This window comes from Rhizobium sp. S163, from assembly GCF_030380805.1.
In the GTDB taxonomy this organism is placed as follows: domain Bacteria; phylum Pseudomonadota; class Alphaproteobacteria; order Rhizobiales; family Rhizobiaceae; genus Rhizobium.
Genome location: NZ_JAUDSA010000012.1, coordinates 102,754 through 120,808 on the forward strand (window position 1 = coordinate 102,754; position 18,055 = coordinate 120,808).

The following is an 18,055-nucleotide window of genomic DNA, read 5'->3' on the forward strand; positions in this document are numbered from 1 at the left end:
CCCCATGTCAGAAACGCGCATCGAAAAACTCGTGATCATCGGCAACGGCATGGCGCCCGGGCGCATGCTCGAGCACTTATTCGAAAAGGCGCCGGGCCAATATCAGGTCACGATCTTCAACGCCGAGCCGCGCGTCAATTATGACCGCATTATGCTGTCGCCGGTTCTATCTGGTGAAAAGAGCTACGAGCAGATCGTCATCCATGGCGACGGCTGGTACATCGATCACGGCATAACGCTCTACAAGGGCCACAAGATCGTCGCCATCGATCGCGATGCAAAGACGGTGACCTCGGACCACGGCGTGACGGAGAGTTATGACAAGCTGGTGATCGCCACCGGCTCCGTACCCTTCATCATCCCCGTCCCCGGCAAGGACCTGCCAGGGGTCATCACCTATCGCGATCTCGACGACGTGCAGGCCATGCTTCTGGCGGCGCAATCACGCGAGAAAGCGATCGTTATCGGCGGCGGCCTGCTTGGTCTGGAGGCGGCTGCTGGTCTCGCGCAGCGCGGTATGGATGTGACCGTGCTGCATGTGATGCCAACGCTGATGGAGCGCCAGCTCGACCCCGCCGCCGGCTATCTACTGCAGAAGGCCGTCGAGGAACGCGGCATCAAGGTCATCACGAAGGCCAACACCAAGGCGATTATCGGCAACGGCAAGGTCGAGGGGATAGAGCTCGACGATGGTCGCATCATTCCGGCAAGCCTTATCGTCATGGCCGTCGGCATCCGCCCGAATTTTGGCTTGGCGAAAGAGGCCGGCCTTGCGGTCAATCGCGGCATCGTCGTCGATGACGGCATGCGCACGTCGGATGGCGATATTCTCTCGCTCGGCGAATGCGCCGAGGTCGGCGGCATGGTTTATGGCCTCGTCGCGCCGCTCTATGAGATGGCCCGCATCGCCGCCTCGCACCTCGCGGGCGATACCTCGCCGGCCTTCGTCCATTCGGACACACCCACAAAACTGAAAGTCACCGGCATCGATCTCTATTCGCTTGGCGACTTCGCCGACGGCGACGACCGCGAGGAGATCGTGCTGCGCGATGCCACCGCCGGCGTCTACAAGCGCCTGGTGCTGAAGGACAACCGTATCATCGGCACTGTTCTTTACGGCGAGACGGCCGATGGCGCATGGTTCAACGATCTGAAGAAGAAGCAGACCGACATCACCGAGATGCGCGACACGCTGATCTTCGGACAGGCTTACCAGGGAGGATCGCCGCTGGACCCTATGGCGGCCGTTGCAGCCTTGCCGGATGATGCGGAAATCTGCGGCTGCAACGGCGTATGCAAAGGGAAAATCACCTCGACCATATCGGCCAAGGGGCTGACGTCGCTCGACGACGTCCGCGCCCACACCAAGGCGTCCGCCTCCTGCGGTTCCTGCACCGGGCTGGTCGAACAGCTGATGTCGCTGACGCTCGGCGACAGCTACAACCCGGCCGCCGTGACGCCGATGTGTACCTGCACCGAACTCGGCCATGACGACGTGCGCCGCCTGATCAAGGCCAAGGGTTTGAAAACGATCCCCGCCGTCATGCAGGAGCTCGAATGGAAGACCTCCTGCGGCTGCGCCAAGTGTCGCCCGGCGCTTAATTACTACCTCGTCTGCGATTGGCCGGACGAATACGCCGATGACTACCAGTCGCGCTACATCAACGAGCGCGTCCACGCCAACATTCAAAAGGACGGCACATATTCGGTGGTCCCGCGCATGTGGGGCGGCGTGACGAACGCAAACGAATTGCGCGCCATCGCCGATGTCGTCGACAAGTTCGAGATCCCAATGGTGAAGGTCACCGGCGGCCAGCGCATCGACCTGCTTGGGATCGAGAAGGAAGACCTGCCGGCGGTCTGGGCCGATCTCGGCAAGGCCGGATTCGTTTCCGGACAGGCCTATGCGAAGGGCCTGCGAACGGTGAAGACCTGTGTCGGGTCAGATTGGTGCCGCTTCGGCACGCAGGATTCCACCGGCCTCGGCATCCGCATCGAGAAGTTCATGTGGGGCTCCTGGACGCCGGCCAAGCTTAAGCTCGCCGTTTCCGGCTGCCCGCGCAACTGCGCGGAAGCGACATGCAAAGATATCGGCGTCATCTGCGTGGATAGTGGCTTCGAGATCCACTTCGCGGGCGCTGCCGGTCTCGACATCAAGGGCACCGAGGTTCTCGGCCTGGTGAAGACCGAGGACGAGGCGCTGGAGCACATCGTGGCGCTGACGCAGATGTACCGCGAGCAGGCCCGCTATCTCGAGCGCATCTACAAATGGGCAAAGCGCGTCGGGCTGGAGGAAATCCGCCGCCAGATCATCGGCGATGCCGACAAGCGCAAGGCCTATTACGACCGCTTCGTCTTCTCGCAGACATTCGCTCAGGTCGATCCCTGGTCGGAGCGCGTCTCCGGCAAAGACAAGCACGAATTCAAACCGATGGCGACGATCGGCTTCCCCCAGGCAGCGGAGTGAGGCGATGGATATGAACTGGATCTCGATTGGCGACATCTCCGACATTCCGCTGCGTGGCGCGCGCTGCGTGAAAACCCCTCAGGGCAAGATCGCCGTTTTCCGCACGGCGGAGAACGAAGTCTTCGCGATCGAAGACCACTGCCCGCACAAGGGCGGGCCGCTGTCGCAGGGGATCGTGCATGCCAAGGCGGTCACCTGCCCCTTGCACAATTGGGTGATCTCGCTGGAAACCGGCAAGGCTCTGGGGGCGGATGAGGGTGAGGTGCGGACCATTCCCGTGAGGAACGAGAATGGGACGCTGTTTATCGCGTTCGAGAGCTTGATGATGGCGGCGGAGTGATTGGCTCATGGTGGAAATGGCACCCCCCTCGACACCCGGAGAGGGCACCCCCATGCCCAGTGAAACCAAAACCACCTGTCCCTATTGCGGCGTCGGCTGCGGTGTCATCGCAACGGTCGGCGATGATGGCGCAGTCTCCGTCAAAGGCGATCCCGACCATCCGGCGAACTTCGGACGCCTGTGCTCCAAGGGGTCCGCGCTCGCCGAAACCATCGATCTAGACGGACGCTTGCTCTATCCCGAAATCGCCGACCAACGAACGGATTGGGACACCGCCCTTGATCTCGTCGCCGACCGCTTCTCAAAAACGATTGCCGAACACGGGCCGGATTCCGTGGCACTTTACGTTTCCGGCCAGCTGCTCACAGAAGACTATTACGTCGCCAACAAGCTGATGAAGGGCTTCATCGGCTCCGGCAATATCGACACCAACTCCCGCCTTTGCATGTCGTCCTCCGTAGCCGGCCATCGACGCGCTTTCGGCTCCGATACGGTTCCCGGCGTCTACGAAGATCTCGAACTGGCCGACCTCGTCATCCTCACCGGCTCCAATCTTGCCTGGTGTCATCCTGTCATCTATCAACGTATTGCGGCAGCCAAGGCAGTGCGCCCGGGCATGAAGGTCGTGGTCATCGACCCGCGCCGAACAATGACATCTGACATCGCCGACCTGCATCTGGCCATTCGTCCCGATAGCGACGTTGCGCTGTTCACGGGCCTTTTCGCGCACGTCATTTCGGCCGGCGCAATCGATGAGAACTATGTGGCGGAGCATACCAGCGGCTTCAACGAAGCCTTCGCAAAGGCCTCGATGCTTTCGTCCAGCGATGCATTGGAGCAGACCGGCCTGCCGGCCATGCAGCTGCGCGAATTCTACCGCCTGTTTACGGCGACCGAGAAAGTCGTCACATGCTACAGCCAGGGTGTCAACCAATCCTCATCCGGCACCGACAAGGTCAATGCAATCATAAACTGTCATCTTGCCACCGGCCGCATTGGCCGGCCTGGCATGGGACCCTTCTCTCTCACCGGTCAGCCGAACGCCATGGGCGGTCGCGAGGTCGGCGGCCTCGCCAATATGCTTGCCGCCCATATGGCGATCGAAAACGCCGATGACCGCGATCGGGTCCAGCGCTTCTGGCAGTCATCTGTCATCGCGCAAAAGCCCGGCCTGAAAGCGGTCGACATGTTCAGTGCTGTCGCGGACGGGCGCATCAAGGCGCTTTGGATCATGGCGACCAACCCAGTGGTCTCCATGCCCGACGCCGATGCCGTCGAAAGAGCGATCAAAGCCTGCCCCTTCGTCGTCGTCTCCGATATCCTGCGCGACACCGACACCACGCGCCATGCCCATGTCCTCTTGCCCTCCCTCGGCTGGGGCGAGAAAAACGGCACGGTCACTAACTCCGAACGCCGCATCTCGCGCCAGCGCGATTTCCTCGACACGCCTGGCGAGGCCCGCGCCGACTGGTGGCAGTTGACCGACGTCGGACGCCGCATGGGCTTTGACGGCTTTGGCTACGGCTCGCCGGCGGACATCTTTGCCGAGCACGCGGCCCTCTCCGCGTTCGAAAATGACGGCAGCCGGGATTTCGACATCGGATCCTATGCGGGGATCGATGAGCAAAGTTACCGCCTGATGTCGCCATTCCAATGGCCTGCCAAGCGGGGAATTGCCCCCATAATCGGTAGCAGCAAGCGCTTCTTCGCCGATGGACACTTCTACCATCCTGATGGACGCGCGCGTTTTATCCCCGTCGAGCCCACCATCTGCGATCGAACCAATCCCGAATTTCCCTTCACGCTCAACACCGGCCGCATTCGCGACCAGTGGCACACGATGACGCGGACGGGCAAAAGCGCCCGGCTTTCGTCGCACATCGCCGAGCCCTTCGCCGAACTGCATCCGCGCGACGCGATCGAGATCGGCGTCGGCAATGCCACGCTGGTCGAGTTCGAAAGCCCTCACGGCAAGGCAATCGTGCGAGCGCTGATCACCGAGCGGCAGGCTCGCGGCAGCATCTTCGCGCCCATGCACTGGAACGATCAGTTCGCTGCCAAAGCCCGGATCGATGCCGTCGTCGCGCCGATCACCGATCCGGTATCCGGCCAGCCGGCCTCGAAGAACGTTGCGGTCACGGCAGGGCCTTTCACCGTTGTATCCTATGGCTTCGCCGTTTCGGCAGCCAAGCCTGAGGGACTTGATACCCGATATTGGGCGCTGGCGAAGGCCGACGGCGGCTGGCGGCTCGAATTGGCTGTCGATCAACAGGTGGATGATTGGTCGCTCTGGTGTCGCCGAACATTTGCCATTGCCGAGGAGATAGAGCCGCTTGGCTACGTGGATCGGCAATCCGGGGACGTCAGACTTGCCTTCTTTGAAGGCGACCGGCTTCTCGCCGCCCTCTTCATCGCCCGGCAACCGGTTGCCGTCGCGCGCAACTGGGCAATCGCGCAACTCGTCGCGTCGCACGACCAACCGCGCAAGCGCTTCGCGCTGGTCGCCGGTCGCCCTGGCGCCGACATGCCGGATCCCGGCGCCACCGTTTGCTCTTGCCTCGGCGTCGGCGTCAACCAGATCATCGCCGCTGTGGTGGGCGGTTGCCATAGCGTCGAGGCGGTCGGCGCGCAAACCAAGGCCGGAACCAATTGCGGCTCCTGCCGCGCGGAAATCAGGGGGATCATCGATGGATGTCTTGCAGCAGCGGCGGAATGACAGCCCGGCCCGCATGGAGCCGCTCTCCAAACTTCCGGTCTTCTGGGCGCTGGAAGGCAGGCGCGTCGTGGTGGCGGGCGGCACGGATGCGGCAGCATGGAAGGCCGAGTTGCTGGCAGCCTGCGGGGCTTGTGTCGAGATATTCGCCGAAGACCTCAGTGACGCATGCGCCGCTCTCGCCGCACACAAGCCGGAGCATCCATCCGCAAGCGTCTACCACCACCAGCGCGAATGGCGGGAAGCGGACCTCGAACACGCCGCTCTGGCGATCGGCGATTGCGAAGATGGCGACGAAGCCCAGCGCTTCTTCGACGCCGCGCGCGCGACGGGGGTCCCCGTCAACGTCATCGACAAGCCGGATTACTGCCAGTTTCAGTTCGGCTCGATCGTAAACCGCTCGCCGGTCGTCGTCGCCATTTCGACGGATGGCGCAGCCCCGATCCTCGCCCAGGCGATCCGTCGCCGGATCGAAACCTTGCTACCGCAGGCGCTGAAGGGTTGGGCGGGATTGGCGCAGGCGTTGCGAGATCAGATTAACGAACGGCTGGCGCCGGGGCCCTTGCGCCGCGCGTTCTGGGAGAAATTCGTCGATCGCGCCTTCTCGAGTTCGGATACGCCGGAGGAGGTCGTCGGCGGGCTGCTTCTTAAGGAAGCCGAGAGGCTTCGCGGAGCGCCCGCCCTCACATTTCAAGGCCGGGTTACGCTTGTCGGCGCCGGTCCCGGAGACGCAGAACTGCTGACACTGAAGGCGGTGCGGGCCTTGCAGGCAGCCGATGTGATCCTGTTCGATGATCTGGTCTCCACTGAGGTGCTGGAGCTTGCCCGCCGGGAGGCAAAGCGCATGCTCGTCGGCAAGCGCGGCGGCCGCACAAGCTGCAGCCAGGAAGATATCAACGACATGATGGTCAAGCTCGCCAAGGCGGGCAAGCGCGTCGTCCGTCTGAAATCCGGCGATCCGATGATCTTCGGCCGCGCCGGCGAGGAGATCGCGCATCTGGACCGAGAGGGTATCCCCGTCGATGTCGTCCCCGGCATCACGTCGGCAAGCGCGATGGCGTCCCGTCTCGGCATTTCGCTCACCCACCGCGATCACGCCCAATCCGTGCGCTTCATCACCGGCCACTCCCGCCATGGCGGCCTGCCGGAGGATGTGAGTTGGGCAAGCGTCGCCGATCCGCGTACCACCACCGTGTTTTACATGGGCGGCAGGACGGCGACGTTGATTGCCGAGCGGCTTATCGCAGAAGGGCTTTCGCCTTCGACGCCGGTTATCGTCATGAGCGATGTCAGCCGGGTCACGCAGCGTGACTGGCGCGGTTCGCTTGAGGAACTCCGCGAGGGCATTGCCATCATCGGTTACGATCGGCCGGTGCTGATCGCCGTCGGATCGGCACTCGCGGCACGTGAAATGGCGAACCAGAATGGCAATCAGCAGAAGCTGGACCTGCAACGTGAGGCCTGCTGATCAAGCGCCTTCGAAGATGGTTGCAGAGATTGACACCGGAGGACGCTCAATTTCAGGCTAGCCGCGAGATGTAACTTGACTAATAAACTCATAAAATAATAAACGGGGTCAATTCCAAGGGAGTGACCCAAAAATGCGCCTCGCTGGCAAAATCCACGCACTAGCAGCAGCCCTCTTCATGTCGACCGCCCTGCCGGCCCTGGCCGATACCGTCACCATCAAGGATGTGACAGGGCGAAGCGTCGAGGTGAACACGCCCGTAAAGCACATGATTCTCGGCGAAGGCCGGCAGATCTACTTCCTCGCCGCGCTCGACAAGGAGAACCCTTTCGAACACGTCGTCGGTTGGCGCGACGATCTACCGAAGGCGGATCCAGAATCCTATGACGCCTATCTAGCCAAGTATCCCGAAATCGCCAAGCTGCCGACATTCGGTGGCATGAAGGATGGCACTTTCGATATCGAGCAGGCCGTGGCGCTGAAGCCCGACGTCATCTTGATGAACATCGACGCCAAGACAGCGACGGAAGAAGCAGGCTATATCGAAAAGCTCGGCAAGGTCGGCATTCCCCTCGTCTACGTGGATTTCCGCGAGAAGCCGATGGAAAACACCGAGCCAAGCATGCGCGTCATGGGCCAGTTGATGGGCAAGGAGGCGGTCGCCGAAGATTTCATCAAGTTCCGCGCCGACAGCATCAAGCGCGTGACAGATGTGATCGAGAAGAACAATCCGAAGAAGCCTGTGGTCTTCGTGGAACGTGCCGGCGGCTATTCTGATGATTGCTGCATGTCTTTCGGCAACGAGAACTTCGGCAAGATGGTCGAAATCGCCGGCGGCATCAACATGGCGAAGGATATCATCCCCGGCACATTCGGAACGGTCAATCCCGAGCAGGTCATCGCCTCCAACCCGGATCAGATCATCGTGACCGGCGGCAATTGGGATAAATACGTCCCGGGCGGCGCCTGGGTTGGTGTCGGTTACGGCGCGGATCTCAAGGAAGCCCGCCGCAAGCTTGAGGCTCTGACAAAGCGTCCGGCCTTCACCGGCGTCAAGGCCGTTGCCGACGGCAATGTGCATGCCATCTGGCATCAGTTCTACAACAACCCCTACCAGTTCGTCGCGATACAGGAGATGGCGAAGTGGCTGCATCCCGATCTCTTCACAGACCTCGATCCTGAAGCGACTTTCAAGGAACTTCACGCCCGCTTCCTGCCGCTGGATTACAAGCAGGGTTACTTCGTCTCTCTGAAGGAGATGTGAGAATGGCTGTGAGTGCCATCGAGACATCGGCAACGGGGCGCGTGCAATATCGCGCCCTTGCTTTGCGCCGCATCCTGATCCTGCTTGCGCTCACTATCGCGCTATGTGTCAGCATCGCGCTCGATATGGCGCTCGGTCCGGCCAACTATTCGCTATCGGACGTGCTTGCAGCACTTGCTAATCCGAGTGCGGTGGCCGCGCAACTTCGGGTGATCATCTGGGATATCCGCATGCCGATCGCCCTGATGGCGGTCACGGTCGGGGCATCGCTGTCGGTTGCCGGCGCGCAGATGCAGACCATCCTCTCAAACCCACTCGCAAGCCCGTTCACGTTGGGAATCTCGGCCGCGGCGAGTTTCGGCGCGGCGCTCGCGCTGGTCGGCGGCGTCTCGCTGTTTCCCGGCGCCATCCAGTACATGGTGCCGCTCAACGCCTTCCTGATGGCGATGGCCGCGGCGCTCTTCATTCATTTCGCCTCGACAATGCGAGGTGTGAGCGTCGAGACCATCGTGCTGCTCGGCATCGCGCTGGTCTTCACCTTCAACGCAGCCTTGTCGCTGCTCGAGTATCTGGCCTCCGAGCAGGCGCTCGCAGCGGTGGTGTTCTGGACCATGGGCAGTCTGACCAAGGCGACATGGCCGAAGGTCTGGTTCACGGCGAGCATCCTCGTAGTGACCGTCCCCTTGTTCATGAAGGATGCCTGGGCACTGACCGCACTACGGCTCGGCGACGACAAGGCGGCCAGCATGGGCGTCAATGTGCGGCGCCTGCGGCTGCAGACAATGATGATTGTCAGCCTGCTCGCCGCCATCCCCGTTTCTTTTGTCGGCACGATCGGCTTCGTTGGGCTGGTCGGTCCGCATATCGCGCGCATGGTCGTCGGCGAGGATCAGCGCTTCTTCTTGCCGGGGGCCGTTATCTGCGGCGCGCTTCTTCTGTCCGTAACATCGGTGGTGAGCAAAATGCTCATTCCAGGCGCCATCCTGCCGATCGGCGTGATCACGGCGCTGGTGGGCGTGCCGTTCTTCTTCGTCCTCATTTTTAGCAACAGGAGACGCGCATGGTAGCGCTCGCGCTAAAAGGTGTCGGCGCGACCTATGGTCGGGTCAAGGTGCTCCAGGATGTCGGGATCGACGATCTTCGCGGCGGCAGCGTGACCGCGATCATCGGGCCCAACGCGGCCGGCAAGTCCACGCTCTTCAAGCGCATCGCCTCGCTGATCAAGGGGCCGGGGCTGGTCGAGCTTTCCGATACTGAGGCCGGTCCCCGAACGATCTGTTACATGCCGCAGGACACCGGCGCCAATGCGGTTCTGACAGTCTACGAGTCGGTCTTGCTGTCGGCAAAGCAGGGCAGCGGTTGGAGGGTTGCCGACGAGGAGCTGGCGGCAATCGACCGGCTCTTGAAGGCGCTGCGCATCGACGAACTCGCGTTTCGTGGGCTTGGCGAACTTTCCGGCGGCCAGCGCCAGCTGGTCTCGCTTGCCCAGGCGCTCATTCGCAATCCGGAAGTCCTGCTCATGGACGAGCCGACCTCGGCGCTCGATCTCCACCGGCAGGTAGAGGTTCTGGACTTCATCTCCGCCACCGCCAAGCGCGATGGCATGATCATCCTCATCGCGCTTCACGATTTAAATCACGCGCTGCGCTATTGCGAGAACACCGTCGTCATCAGCAACGGCAAGATGGCGGCGAGCGGCAAGACCAGCGACGTGATCACCAAGACCATGCTGCGCGATATCTACAAGATCGACGCTCGGATCGAACACTGCTCGCAGGGAACGCCGCTGGTCATCGTCGACGGCGCGATCTGATCGGTTAGCTCTGTCTAGACTGCAGCCTTCGCTGCGCCAAAGACCTTGGCGCGACGGACGGTGACGAAACCGCGGTCACCCGCCTTGACGGCACGCTCGGGCTCGACATCGAATTCGAGCTGAGCGCCACTTTCAGTGCTCGCCAGAATGCGGCGACCATCCGGCCGGTCGAGCACACGGTCGACGCTGGCGCCGATGCCGGGACCGTCCCCTGACCAATCGAGATCGGCCGGGCGCGCATAGATCTCGCCGGTGCCATCGGCAATACCGGGTGCCGCGACCGAAGCGCCACCGGTATAGGCGACGCCGGAGCGGATTTCGGCCGGCAACACGTTGGCATCACCCAGAAACTTCATCACGAAGGCCGATTGCGGATCACGGCAGACCTGCTCGGGCGTGCCCTCCTGAACGATCTTGCCGTCTTTCAGGATGACGACGCGGTCTGCAAGATCGAGCGCCTCTTCCTGGTCGTGGGTCACGAAGATGGTGGTGATGCCGAGCTCGTGGTGGATCTCGCGCAGCCAGCGGCGCAGGTCGTGACGCACATTGGCGTCAAGCGCACCGAACGGCTCGTCCAGAAGCAGCACTTTCGGATCGACCGAGAGCGCACGGGCCAGCGCCACGCGCTGGCGTTGACCGCCCGATATCTGCGCCGGGAACCGGTCGCCCAGCCCCTCAAGCCGCACGAGGCGGAGCAGTTCGGTGACGCGCGCTACGATCGCGGCCTTGTCGCGCTCGACCTTCGACACCTTCATGCCGAAGGCAATGTTTTCGGCGACCGTCATGTGCGGGAAAAGCGCATAGTGCTGGAAGACGAAGCCGACGCCGCGATCGCGCACCGGAATGTCGGTCGCATCCTGATCGCCGAAGAATATCTGGCCGCCATCCGAATATTCGAGGCCGGCGACCATGCGCAGGATCGTGGTCTTGCCGGAACCCGATGGCCCCAGCAACGCGAGAAGTTCGCCGCTGCGAATATCCAGCGAGACGTCGCGCACGGCGCGGAACGTGTCGAAGGTTTTGACGACGTGGTCGAGGCGGATCTTCATGAGTTTATCTCTGCTGGCTGGGCAACGAGGACAGGACGCGCGGCGGGCTTGGCGCTGCTGGAGCGGCGGCCGGCTCCCTGGCGCTCGAGCGCCACCTTGGCGATGATGGTGAAGATGGCGATAACCGCCAGGATCGAGGCGGCGGCGAAGGCGCCGGTTGCCTGATAATCGTGATAAAGCAGCTCAATGTGCAGCGGCAGCGTATTCGTCTGGCCGCGGATATTGCCCGAGACCACCGAGACGGCGCCGAACTCGCCCATCACGCGCGCATTGCAAAGCACCACACCGTAGAGCATCGCCCATTTGATATTCGGCAGCGTGACCGAGAAGAACGTGCGCCAACCGGACGCACCGAGTGACGTCGCCGCTTCTTCGAGATCGCGCCCTTGCGCCTGCATCAGCGGTATGAGTTCGCGCGCGACGAATGGCGCGGTCACGAACATCGAGGCGAGCACGATGCCTGGGATCGCGAACAGGATCTTGATGTCATAGGCCTCAAGCGTCGGCCCGAAGATGCCCTGCAGCCCGTAGACGAAGAGATAGGCAACGCCGGCGACGATGGGCGATACGGAGAACGGCACCTCGATCAGCACGAGCAGGAAGCGCTTGCCCCAGAAATCGAATTTGGTGATCGACCATGCGGCCGCGACGCCGAACGCCGTGTTGATGGGCACCGCGATCAGCGCGGTCAGCACCGTCAGCATGATCGCATGCAGCGTATCGGGATGACTGATTGTGGCGCTGTAGACCTGCCAGCCCTTGGCGAAGGCTTCGACGCCGATGATGACGAGCGGCGCCAGGATGAGGAACGCGCCGATGATCAGCACAAGGCTGATCAAGGTGCGCCTGACGATCGGCTGATCGCCGACGCGCGGCGGTTTGCGGCGGGTGGGAATGCTCATGATCAGTTCCTCACCGTATATCGCAGCGCCCGCGCCTGCATCCAGTTGGTCAGCGCCAGCATGACGAAGGCCGTCAGCAACAGGACGGAGGCGATCGCCGCGGCCGCCTGATAGTCGTACTCCTCGAGCCGGATGAAGACGAGAAGTGCGGTGATCTCCGTGGACATCGGCTGGTTGCCGGCGATGAAGATGATGGCGCCAAATTCGCCGAGCGAGCGGGCGAAGGACAAGGACACGCCGGCGAGCAGCGCCGGCGTCAACAGCGGCAGCATGACCTTGCGGAAGATCGTCCAGTCCGAACCACCCAGCGACTGCGCAGCCTCTTCGTAAGCGGGGTCGAGATCTTCCAGAACCGGCTGCACGGTACGGACGATGAAAGGAAGGCTGGTAAAGCACATGGCGACCATGATGCCGATCGGCGTATAGGCAACCTTGATGCCGATGCCTTCAAGCACGGATCCGAACCAGCCGTTCGCCGCAAACAGCGTTGTCAACGCGATACCGGCCACTGCGGTCGGCAGTGCGAATGGCAGATCGACCATCGCATCGACAAGCCGCCAGCCGGGAAAGCGATAGCGCGTCAGCACCCAGGCAAGCGCGAAGCCGAAAAACAAGTTGAAGATCGTGGCGCCGAGCGCGGAAAACACCGTCACCCGGTAGCTGGCCAGCGCGCGCGAGGATGACACGATGCGCCAGTAGTCCTCTGGCCCAAGGCTTGCGGCCTTGAACACCAGGGCAGCCAGAGGCAAGACGACGATAAGGCCGACATAGAGAAGGGTCACACCCAGCGACAGGCGTAATCCGGGCAGGACATTGCGTCTCAAGCGGTCATTCCCTGTTTCATAAGTCCTGCTCTATAAGCACGATGACGAAAGTGGCCCGGCAGGCAAAGGCCAGCCGGGCCAAGCGATGTGATATCCAGTTAGTGCTTACCGGCTGCCATAAAGCTTGTCGAGAATTCCGCCGGAGGCGAAGTGTTCCTTCTGGATCTTTTCCCAGCCGCCGAACGTATCGTCGACATTTACGAGACGGATCGCTGGAAACTGATCTTTGAACTCGCCGATCACCTTCTCATCGCGAACGCGATGGCCGAACTGCGCGGCAATCCGCTGGCCTTCCTCGGTGTAGAGGAAGTCGAGATAGGACTTCGCAAGCGTCTCGGTGCCATGCTTGGCGGCGACCTTGTCGACCACAGCGACAGGAAACTCGGCAAGCAGGCTGACGGACGGGATCACGCCCTGAACCTTGTCGGAACCGTACTGCTTCTCGATGCCGCGCGTCTCCGCTTCGAAGGTGATCAAGACATCGCCGGTCTCGCGCTCGACGAAGGTCGTCGTGGACGCGCGGCCGCCGGTGTCGAAGACCGGCACGTTGTCGAAGATCTTGGTGATGTAGGCTTCGATCTTACCTTCGTCGCCCTTGTAGGCTTCCTTGGCCCAGGCATAGGCGGCGAGATAGGTGTAGCGCGCATTGCCCGATGTCTTGGGGTTCGGGAAGACCGCATGCACGTCGTCACGCGCTAGATCGTCCCAGTCCTTGATGTTCTTCGGGTTGCCGGCGCGCACCAGAAAGGATGGAAAGGAGTAGAATGGCGAAGCGTTGTTCGGGAAAGCCTTGGTCCAATCCTTGGAGACGAAACCGTTCTTTGCCAGGAAATCGATGTCCGTCGACTGGTTGAAGGTGACGACGTCGGCTTCCAGCCCTTCAATGATCGAGCGCGCCTGCTTGGAAGTGCCGGCATGCGATTGATCGATGGTCACACCGGGATGCTGCTTGATGAAGGCTTCGTTCTCGGAGGCGAAAAGCTCGCGCGAGACGTCATAGGATGCGTTCAGAAGCTTCGTAGGCTCTTCGGCACGGACCTGAACGGAAAAGAGGGCGGCAAGCGCTGTGCCGAGAATGAGAAGGCGTTTCATCTATCGCTCCGGTGTTTTGCTGTGCGGTGAAACTAATCGCAAGGCGACCTGATCGCGAGGAACCACCGCCCCCGGTTGCGGACCGGCTTAGAAATTCTGTCCTTTTTTCGCCATATTTCGCGTCGGTTTTACTTCATCGACGTTCCGCCCTTCTCGCGACGTTTTCCTAAGCCTCTGCCAATAAAACGCTTTTCGAGTATCGGGCACTTGAGCCTGCCGCATGACGATCGGCGGGGGGGGGCATGGCTCAACGGCCCAATACATAGCCCTTGCGCTCGGTCAGGCTTTGGCGTATCACCCCGGCATCACAGGGGTGCTCCGTAATGCCGGGGCTGAGATACGGTCGCATGATCGTGGACCCTCAAGCTGATCTGGATAATGCCAGCGGAGCGAGGTAGAGCGATGTTTTCCGGCGCGCAGATTTCACTATATCCCATGACCGACGATTTCGTCGGTGTCATCACCCATGCGCTTTCTGCGCTCGATCCCCATCGTGACAGACTGCGGATCGAGACGGACGACATTTCGACGCTGATCATCGGCACGCCCGACGTCGTCTTCGCCGCCATGCGCGATCTGTTTGCGGCAGCCGCCAGCAGCGGCAAGCATTGCGTCCTGCACGCGACCATTTCGCGCGGCTGCCCCGGCGAGCCTGACGATCCGATCTGCCAGACGCCCGAACTGACCGGCCCCATGGCGCCGCTTGATGAGCGCAAGGCCCGCGCACACCAGGCGGTCAAGGACGCGCCTGTTATCGGCCAGGAAACGGCCGCGCAGTTTTCGCTCTATACGCTCGGGATCGACGGCCACATGGACGAGATTTACGGCTGCATCGACTTCCTGAAGAATTCCGGTGTCTTCGAGAAATCGAAGAACTTCTGCACGAAGCTGCGCGGCGACACCGGTGCGGTTTTCGCGACCGTGCATGAGGCGCTGGTGCGGTTTGGCCCGCCGGCGGGCCATGTGACGATCGACCTTACCGTCGCGGCAAACAGCCCGTCCAAGCGCTAAGCGCCGACCCAGGCTCGCCCAAACGGTTGCTCCATGTCGATATCACGCCCGCCTTCACGGCAGGTCTTTCACGGCCTGCAACACAACATCCGCTCCGCTCTGAGCCGGGCCCTGCCGGCAATCGCGGCCGTCTGCCTTTTGGTGGCAGCTTGGGAGGCCTATGTCCGCCTGTCAGGCATCTCGCCCACGACCTTGCCCGCGCCGTCCCGCGTGCTTGCGCAGACCTTCCAGTCCCGGCAGGCCCTGTTCGACAATACGCTCCCGACATTGAGGGCCACGCTTGCCGGTTTCGGCTGCTCGCTTGCGGGCGCCTTCACCCTGTCGGTGCTGATCGACTTCTGCAAGTCCCTGCGTCGCGCACTGTTTCCGCTCTTCATCATCAGCCAGACGCTGCCGCTGGTCGCCATCGCGCCGTTGATCGTTCTGTGGTTCGGCTTCGGCCTGATGCCGAAGATCCTGCTGGTCGCGCTCGTTACCTTCTTCCCGATTCTGGTGGCGCTTTGCCAGGGCTATCAATCGACCGAGGACGAGCTGCAGCAACTGGTTGCCTCGATGGGCGCGCCGCGCTGGAAGCAGTTCCTGCTTACCCGCCTGCCGTCCGCCCTGCCCTTTTTCTTCGCTGGGCTGCGTATATCCATCACCTACGCCGTCGTCGGCGCGATCTTCGCGGAATACGCGGGTGCTGCCAAAGGGCTCGGCATCTACATGCTGAACGCCAAGAACAATTTCCGACCCGACCTGGTACTGGCCGCAGTGTTCGTCAGCGCCGCGCTGACCCTCACGCTGTTTTCCCTCACCGTCATCGCCGAACACCTAGCCATGCCATGGGCGAGACGCGGAAAGGGAAGCGGCCGATGACCGTGCTGCGCTTGGAACTCGATCACATCACCTGCCGCTACGACGAAACCCCAGTGCTGTCGGACATCTCTCTGACAGTCAAACCCGGCGAATTCGTCTCCATTCTCGGGCCCTCGGGCTCTGGAAAATCCACGCTGTTCAAGCTGCTCACCGGCGCTCGCAAACCCGATGGCGGCAGCATGCGCTTCGACGGCCATATGCTAAACGGAACAATCCGCCCCTTTGCCTTCATGCCACAGCGCGACGCTCTGATGCCATGGCGACGCATAGTCGACAACACCACGCTCGGTCTCGAGGTTAAAGGCATACACCGCGCCGAGGCGCGCCGGCGGGTGCTGCCGCTGTTTTCCGAGTTCGGCCTCGACGGCTTCGAGCAACATTATCCGGCGGAGTTGTCCGGCGGCATGCGGCAGCGCGCGGCACTGCTGCGCACCGTGGTCCAGGACAAGCCGATGCTGTTGCTCGACGAACCGTTCGGCGCGCTCGACGCATTGACACGCGCGGGCATGCAGCGCTGGCTGGAAGAGATGTGGTCGCAGCATGACTGGACCGCGATGCTCGTCACCCATGATGTGCGCGAAGCGGTCTATCTCTCCGACCGCATCTATATCTTTTCGCCCCGCCCGGCCTGCGTTATCCGCGAGATCACCGTCGATCTCCCACGCCCGCGCATACTGGACGGCGCGGCGCGTGCGCGCGCGACCGAGATCGAGGCCGACATTCTCAACACGCTCTTCAATGCCCCGAACGACGCCACAAGGACCAACTTGGAGGAACCACGATGAAAAACGCGATGCTGACCCGCCGCGCAGCCTTGGCTTCGGCCGCAGGGCTTGCTCTGACGCTGCCAATATCGCCGCTTCTGTCGAAGCCGGCCCGCAGCGAGGAGAAGCGCCCTGTCAAGGTCGCCCTGGACTGGACGCCGAATACCAACCACATCGGCCTCTTCGTGGCCCGCGACAAGGGATTTTACCGCGATGCGGGCCTCGACGTGGAGATCCTGCCCTACACGGACACTTCGGCAGGTACGCTCGTCGCCAACCATGTCGCTGATTTCGGAATTGTCGGCACCATCGGCCTCATGGCCCAGCGCACGGCAGACGCCGATCTGGTGGCGACCTACGCCGTCGTCCAGACAGAGACCGGACGTCTCGTCTTCAATGCCGATCGCGACGACATTCGCAGCCCCAAAGATCTCGACGGCAAGACCTATGGCGGCTTCGGCAGCGCCTGGGAGAACGCGCTGATCGGCTCGCTCATCCGCCATGACGGCGGCAAGGGCGAATTCGAGACCGTGACGCTCGGCACCTCCGCCTATCAGGCGCTCGCCAACGGCAGCGTCGATTTCACGCTTGAGGTTTACACCTGGGAGGGCGTGCAGGCGGAACTCGAGGGGATGAAGCAACGCGCCTTTCGCTACTCCGATTATGGCGTTCCGGACGAGCACACGACGCTACTTGCCTCCAGCCAGGCATTTCTGGACGAGAAGCCGGACCTCGCCCGCGCCTTCCTGGGGGCGACGCGCAAGGGCTTCGAGTTCGCGGTGGATCATCCCGACGACGCGGTCGAGCTCATGATCGCGGCCAATAGCGACGCACTGACCAATCCCGCGTTGGTCAAGGCCTCGTTGAAGGCGCTAATCGACGGACACTACTTCCGCACACCGGATGGCATCACCGGCCGCATCGATCCGGCCAAGATGACGGCGATCGGCGACTATCTCTTCAAGTCGAAAATACTGAAGGATGCCAATGGCAAGGCGCTTACAGCAGCGCCGGATTTCGCACAGTATTTTAGCAATATCCCACTCGACGCTGCATGATTTAGAAATTGACCAGAAGGCTTTCGCGAGATCTCGCGGCAGAACCTTCACTGTATAGAAAGAGGCGGCGTTTTTGAAACGTCGCTTCTTTTTGTTTCACCTGCCGGTGCCGCAGGCAAGCAGGCCGTGAGGAAAATCACGCCCATGTTGGAGTCAAACTTGACTCCGATGATCAAGATAAGTAAGCAATGCTGACGTAATGAGAGGTCAGCCATCGGCGACCGTTACGTGGGTCGATTTTGACGATGACAGCACGCGGCAATAGCAAAGTGACGGTCCTCACGGCAGCGATTGCGCAGCCGGCCGCCACGCGTGCGTCCACGCATACCGCCAATAAAAAACGCCTTTAAATCGCCAGCGGAGGAGCGTGCCAGGTCACCTGCGGCTCCGCCTGCGGGACTGAAACGACACGCGCCAAGGCGCGACCAAGGG

Annotated in this window: 15 protein-coding genes and 1 riboswitch; of the genes, 11 read left to right on the forward strand and 4 right to left on the reverse strand. The window is 61.9% G+C overall.

Features of this window, described 5'->3' with window-relative positions; translation table 11 throughout:
* Nucleotides 1–4 precede the first annotated feature (4 nt).
* The 7 genes from nirB to QTL96_RS10475 all read left to right on the forward strand — a co-directional run bounded on the left by nirB (nt 5) and on the right by QTL96_RS10475 (nt 10,065).
* Nucleotides 5–2,467: a nitrite reductase large subunit NirB gene (gene nirB / locus QTL96_RS10445; RefSeq protein ID WP_289727699.1), complete on the forward strand. Its 2,463-nt coding sequence runs from the start codon at nt 5–7 to the stop codon at nt 2,465–2,467.
* Between the two features lie 4 nt (nt 2,468–2,471).
* Complete coding sequence (nirD, locus tag QTL96_RS10450; RefSeq protein ID WP_112943244.1) at nt 2,472–2,807, forward strand: nitrite reductase small subunit NirD; 336 nt, start codon at nt 2,472–2,474, stop codon at nt 2,805–2,807.
* Nucleotides 2,808–2,859: 52 nt separating this feature from the next.
* A complete protein-coding gene (locus QTL96_RS10455) occupies nt 2,860–5,523 on the forward strand; it encodes a nitrate reductase (protein WP_289727700.1) in 2,664 nt (887 codons plus the stop codon).
* The gene (cysG, locus tag QTL96_RS10460) at nt 5,495–6,988 is read left to right on the forward strand and encodes a siroheme synthase CysG (protein ID WP_289727701.1); all 1,494 of its coding nucleotides are present in this window, start codon (nt 5,495–5,497) and stop codon (nt 6,986–6,988) included. Before QTL96_RS10455 ends, cysG begins: the two co-directional genes overlap by 29 nt.
* Before the next feature lie 133 nt (nt 6,989–7,121).
* On the forward strand, nt 7,122–8,252 hold the full coding sequence (locus tag QTL96_RS10465; protein ID WP_113168156.1) for an ABC transporter substrate-binding protein: 1,131 nt from the start codon (nt 7,122–7,124) through the stop codon (nt 8,250–8,252).
* 2 nt (nt 8,253–8,254) lie between these two features.
* Nucleotides 8,255–9,319, forward strand: a complete 1,065-nt coding sequence (locus QTL96_RS10470; RefSeq protein ID WP_162725051.1) for an iron ABC transporter permease — start codon at nt 8,255–8,257, stop codon at nt 9,317–9,319.
* On the forward strand, nt 9,313–10,065 hold the full coding sequence (locus tag QTL96_RS10475) for an ABC transporter ATP-binding protein (RefSeq protein ID WP_112943248.1): 753 nt from the start codon (nt 9,313–9,315) through the stop codon (nt 10,063–10,065). Before QTL96_RS10470 ends, QTL96_RS10475 begins: the two co-directional genes overlap by 7 nt.
* Nucleotides 10,066–10,079: 14 nt before the next feature.
* Here the strand turns inward: QTL96_RS10475 and QTL96_RS10480 are convergent, their stop codons facing one another.
* The 4 genes from QTL96_RS10480 to cysP form a co-directional block, all read right to left on the reverse strand.
* Complete coding sequence (locus tag QTL96_RS10480; RefSeq protein ID WP_289727702.1) at nt 10,080–11,114, reverse strand: sulfate/molybdate ABC transporter ATP-binding protein; 1,035 nt, start codon at nt 11,112–11,114, stop codon at nt 10,080–10,082.
* Nucleotides 11,111–12,019 (reverse strand): sulfate ABC transporter permease subunit CysW, encoded by a 909-nt coding sequence (gene cysW / locus QTL96_RS10485; RefSeq protein WP_289727887.1) that lies wholly within the window; start codon nt 12,017–12,019, stop codon nt 11,111–11,113. Before cysW ends, QTL96_RS10480 begins: the two co-directional genes overlap by 4 nt.
* Complete coding sequence (gene cysT / locus QTL96_RS10490) at nt 12,019–12,840, reverse strand: sulfate ABC transporter permease subunit CysT (RefSeq protein WP_112943251.1); 822 nt, start codon at nt 12,838–12,840, stop codon at nt 12,019–12,021. The genes cysW and cysT overlap by 1 nt, the downstream gene beginning before the upstream one ends.
* 105 nt (nt 12,841–12,945) lie before the next feature.
* Nucleotides 12,946–13,932 carry a thiosulfate ABC transporter substrate-binding protein CysP gene (gene cysP, locus QTL96_RS10495; protein WP_112943252.1) on the reverse strand — a complete coding sequence of 329 codons (987 nt, stop codon included), beginning with the start codon at nt 13,930–13,932 and terminating at the stop codon, nt 12,946–12,948.
* Nucleotides 13,933–14,231: 299 nt separating this feature from the next.
* Nucleotides 14,232–14,342, forward strand: a riboswitch (TPP riboswitch).
* On the opposite strand from cysP, the gene QTL96_RS10500 reads away from it, so the two are divergent.
* The 4 genes from QTL96_RS10500 to QTL96_RS10515 all read left to right on the forward strand — a co-directional run bounded on the left by QTL96_RS10500 (nt 14,335) and on the right by QTL96_RS10515 (nt 17,623).
* On the forward strand, nt 14,335–14,943 hold the full coding sequence (locus tag QTL96_RS10500) for a YkoF family thiamine/hydroxymethylpyrimidine-binding protein (protein WP_289727703.1): 609 nt from the start codon (nt 14,335–14,337) through the stop codon (nt 14,941–14,943). Its footprint overlaps the riboswitch before it by 8 nt.
* Nucleotides 14,944–14,976: 33 nt before the next feature.
* A complete protein-coding gene (locus QTL96_RS10505; protein ID WP_112943254.1) occupies nt 14,977–15,801 on the forward strand; it encodes an ABC transporter permease in 825 nt (274 codons plus the stop codon).
* Nucleotides 15,798–16,586: an ABC transporter ATP-binding protein gene (locus QTL96_RS10510; protein WP_289727704.1), complete on the forward strand. Its 789-nt coding sequence runs from the start codon at nt 15,798–15,800 to the stop codon at nt 16,584–16,586. The genes QTL96_RS10505 and QTL96_RS10510 overlap by 4 nt, the downstream gene beginning before the upstream one ends.
* Complete coding sequence (locus QTL96_RS10515; protein WP_289727705.1) at nt 16,583–17,623, forward strand: ABC transporter substrate-binding protein; 1,041 nt, start codon at nt 16,583–16,585, stop codon at nt 17,621–17,623. The genes QTL96_RS10510 and QTL96_RS10515 overlap by 4 nt, the downstream gene beginning before the upstream one ends.
* The last annotated feature ends 432 nt before the right edge of the window (nt 17,624–18,055 follow it).

Bases quoted from the DNA above. Each gene is read 5' to 3' on its own strand.
- QTL96_RS10480 (WP_289727702.1), bottom strand. From the start codon at position 11,114: ATGAAGATCCGCCTCGACCACGTCGTCAAAACCTTCGACACGTTCCGC.
- nirD (WP_112943244.1), top strand. From the start codon at position 2,472: ATGGATATGAACTGGATCTCGATTGGCGACATCTCCGACATTCCGCTG.
- QTL96_RS10470 (WP_162725051.1), top strand. From the start codon at position 8,255: ATGGCTGTGAGTGCCATCGAGACATCGGCAACGGGGCGCGTGCAATAT.
- QTL96_RS10510 (WP_289727704.1), top strand. From the start codon at position 15,798: ATGACCGTGCTGCGCTTGGAACTCGATCACATCACCTGCCGCTACGAC.
- nirB (WP_289727699.1), top strand. From the start codon at position 5: ATGTCAGAAACGCGCATCGAAAAACTCGTGATCATCGGCAACGGCATG.
- QTL96_RS10465 (WP_113168156.1), top strand. From the start codon at position 7,122: ATGCGCCTCGCTGGCAAAATCCACGCACTAGCAGCAGCCCTCTTCATG.
- QTL96_RS10505 (WP_112943254.1), top strand. From the start codon at position 14,977: ATGTCGATATCACGCCCGCCTTCACGGCAGGTCTTTCACGGCCTGCAA.
- QTL96_RS10500 (WP_289727703.1), top strand. From the start codon at position 14,335: ATGTTTTCCGGCGCGCAGATTTCACTATATCCCATGACCGACGATTTC.
- QTL96_RS10515 (WP_289727705.1), top strand. From the start codon at position 16,583: ATGAAAAACGCGATGCTGACCCGCCGCGCAGCCTTGGCTTCGGCCGCA.
- cysG (WP_289727701.1), top strand. From the start codon at position 5,495: ATGGATGTCTTGCAGCAGCGGCGGAATGACAGCCCGGCCCGCATGGAG.
- cysP (WP_112943252.1), bottom strand. From the start codon at position 13,932: ATGAAACGCCTTCTCATTCTCGGCACAGCGCTTGCCGCCCTCTTTTCC.
- QTL96_RS10455 (WP_289727700.1), top strand. From the start codon at position 2,860: ATGCCCAGTGAAACCAAAACCACCTGTCCCTATTGCGGCGTCGGCTGC.
- QTL96_RS10475 (WP_112943248.1), top strand. From the start codon at position 9,313: ATGGTAGCGCTCGCGCTAAAAGGTGTCGGCGCGACCTATGGTCGGGTC.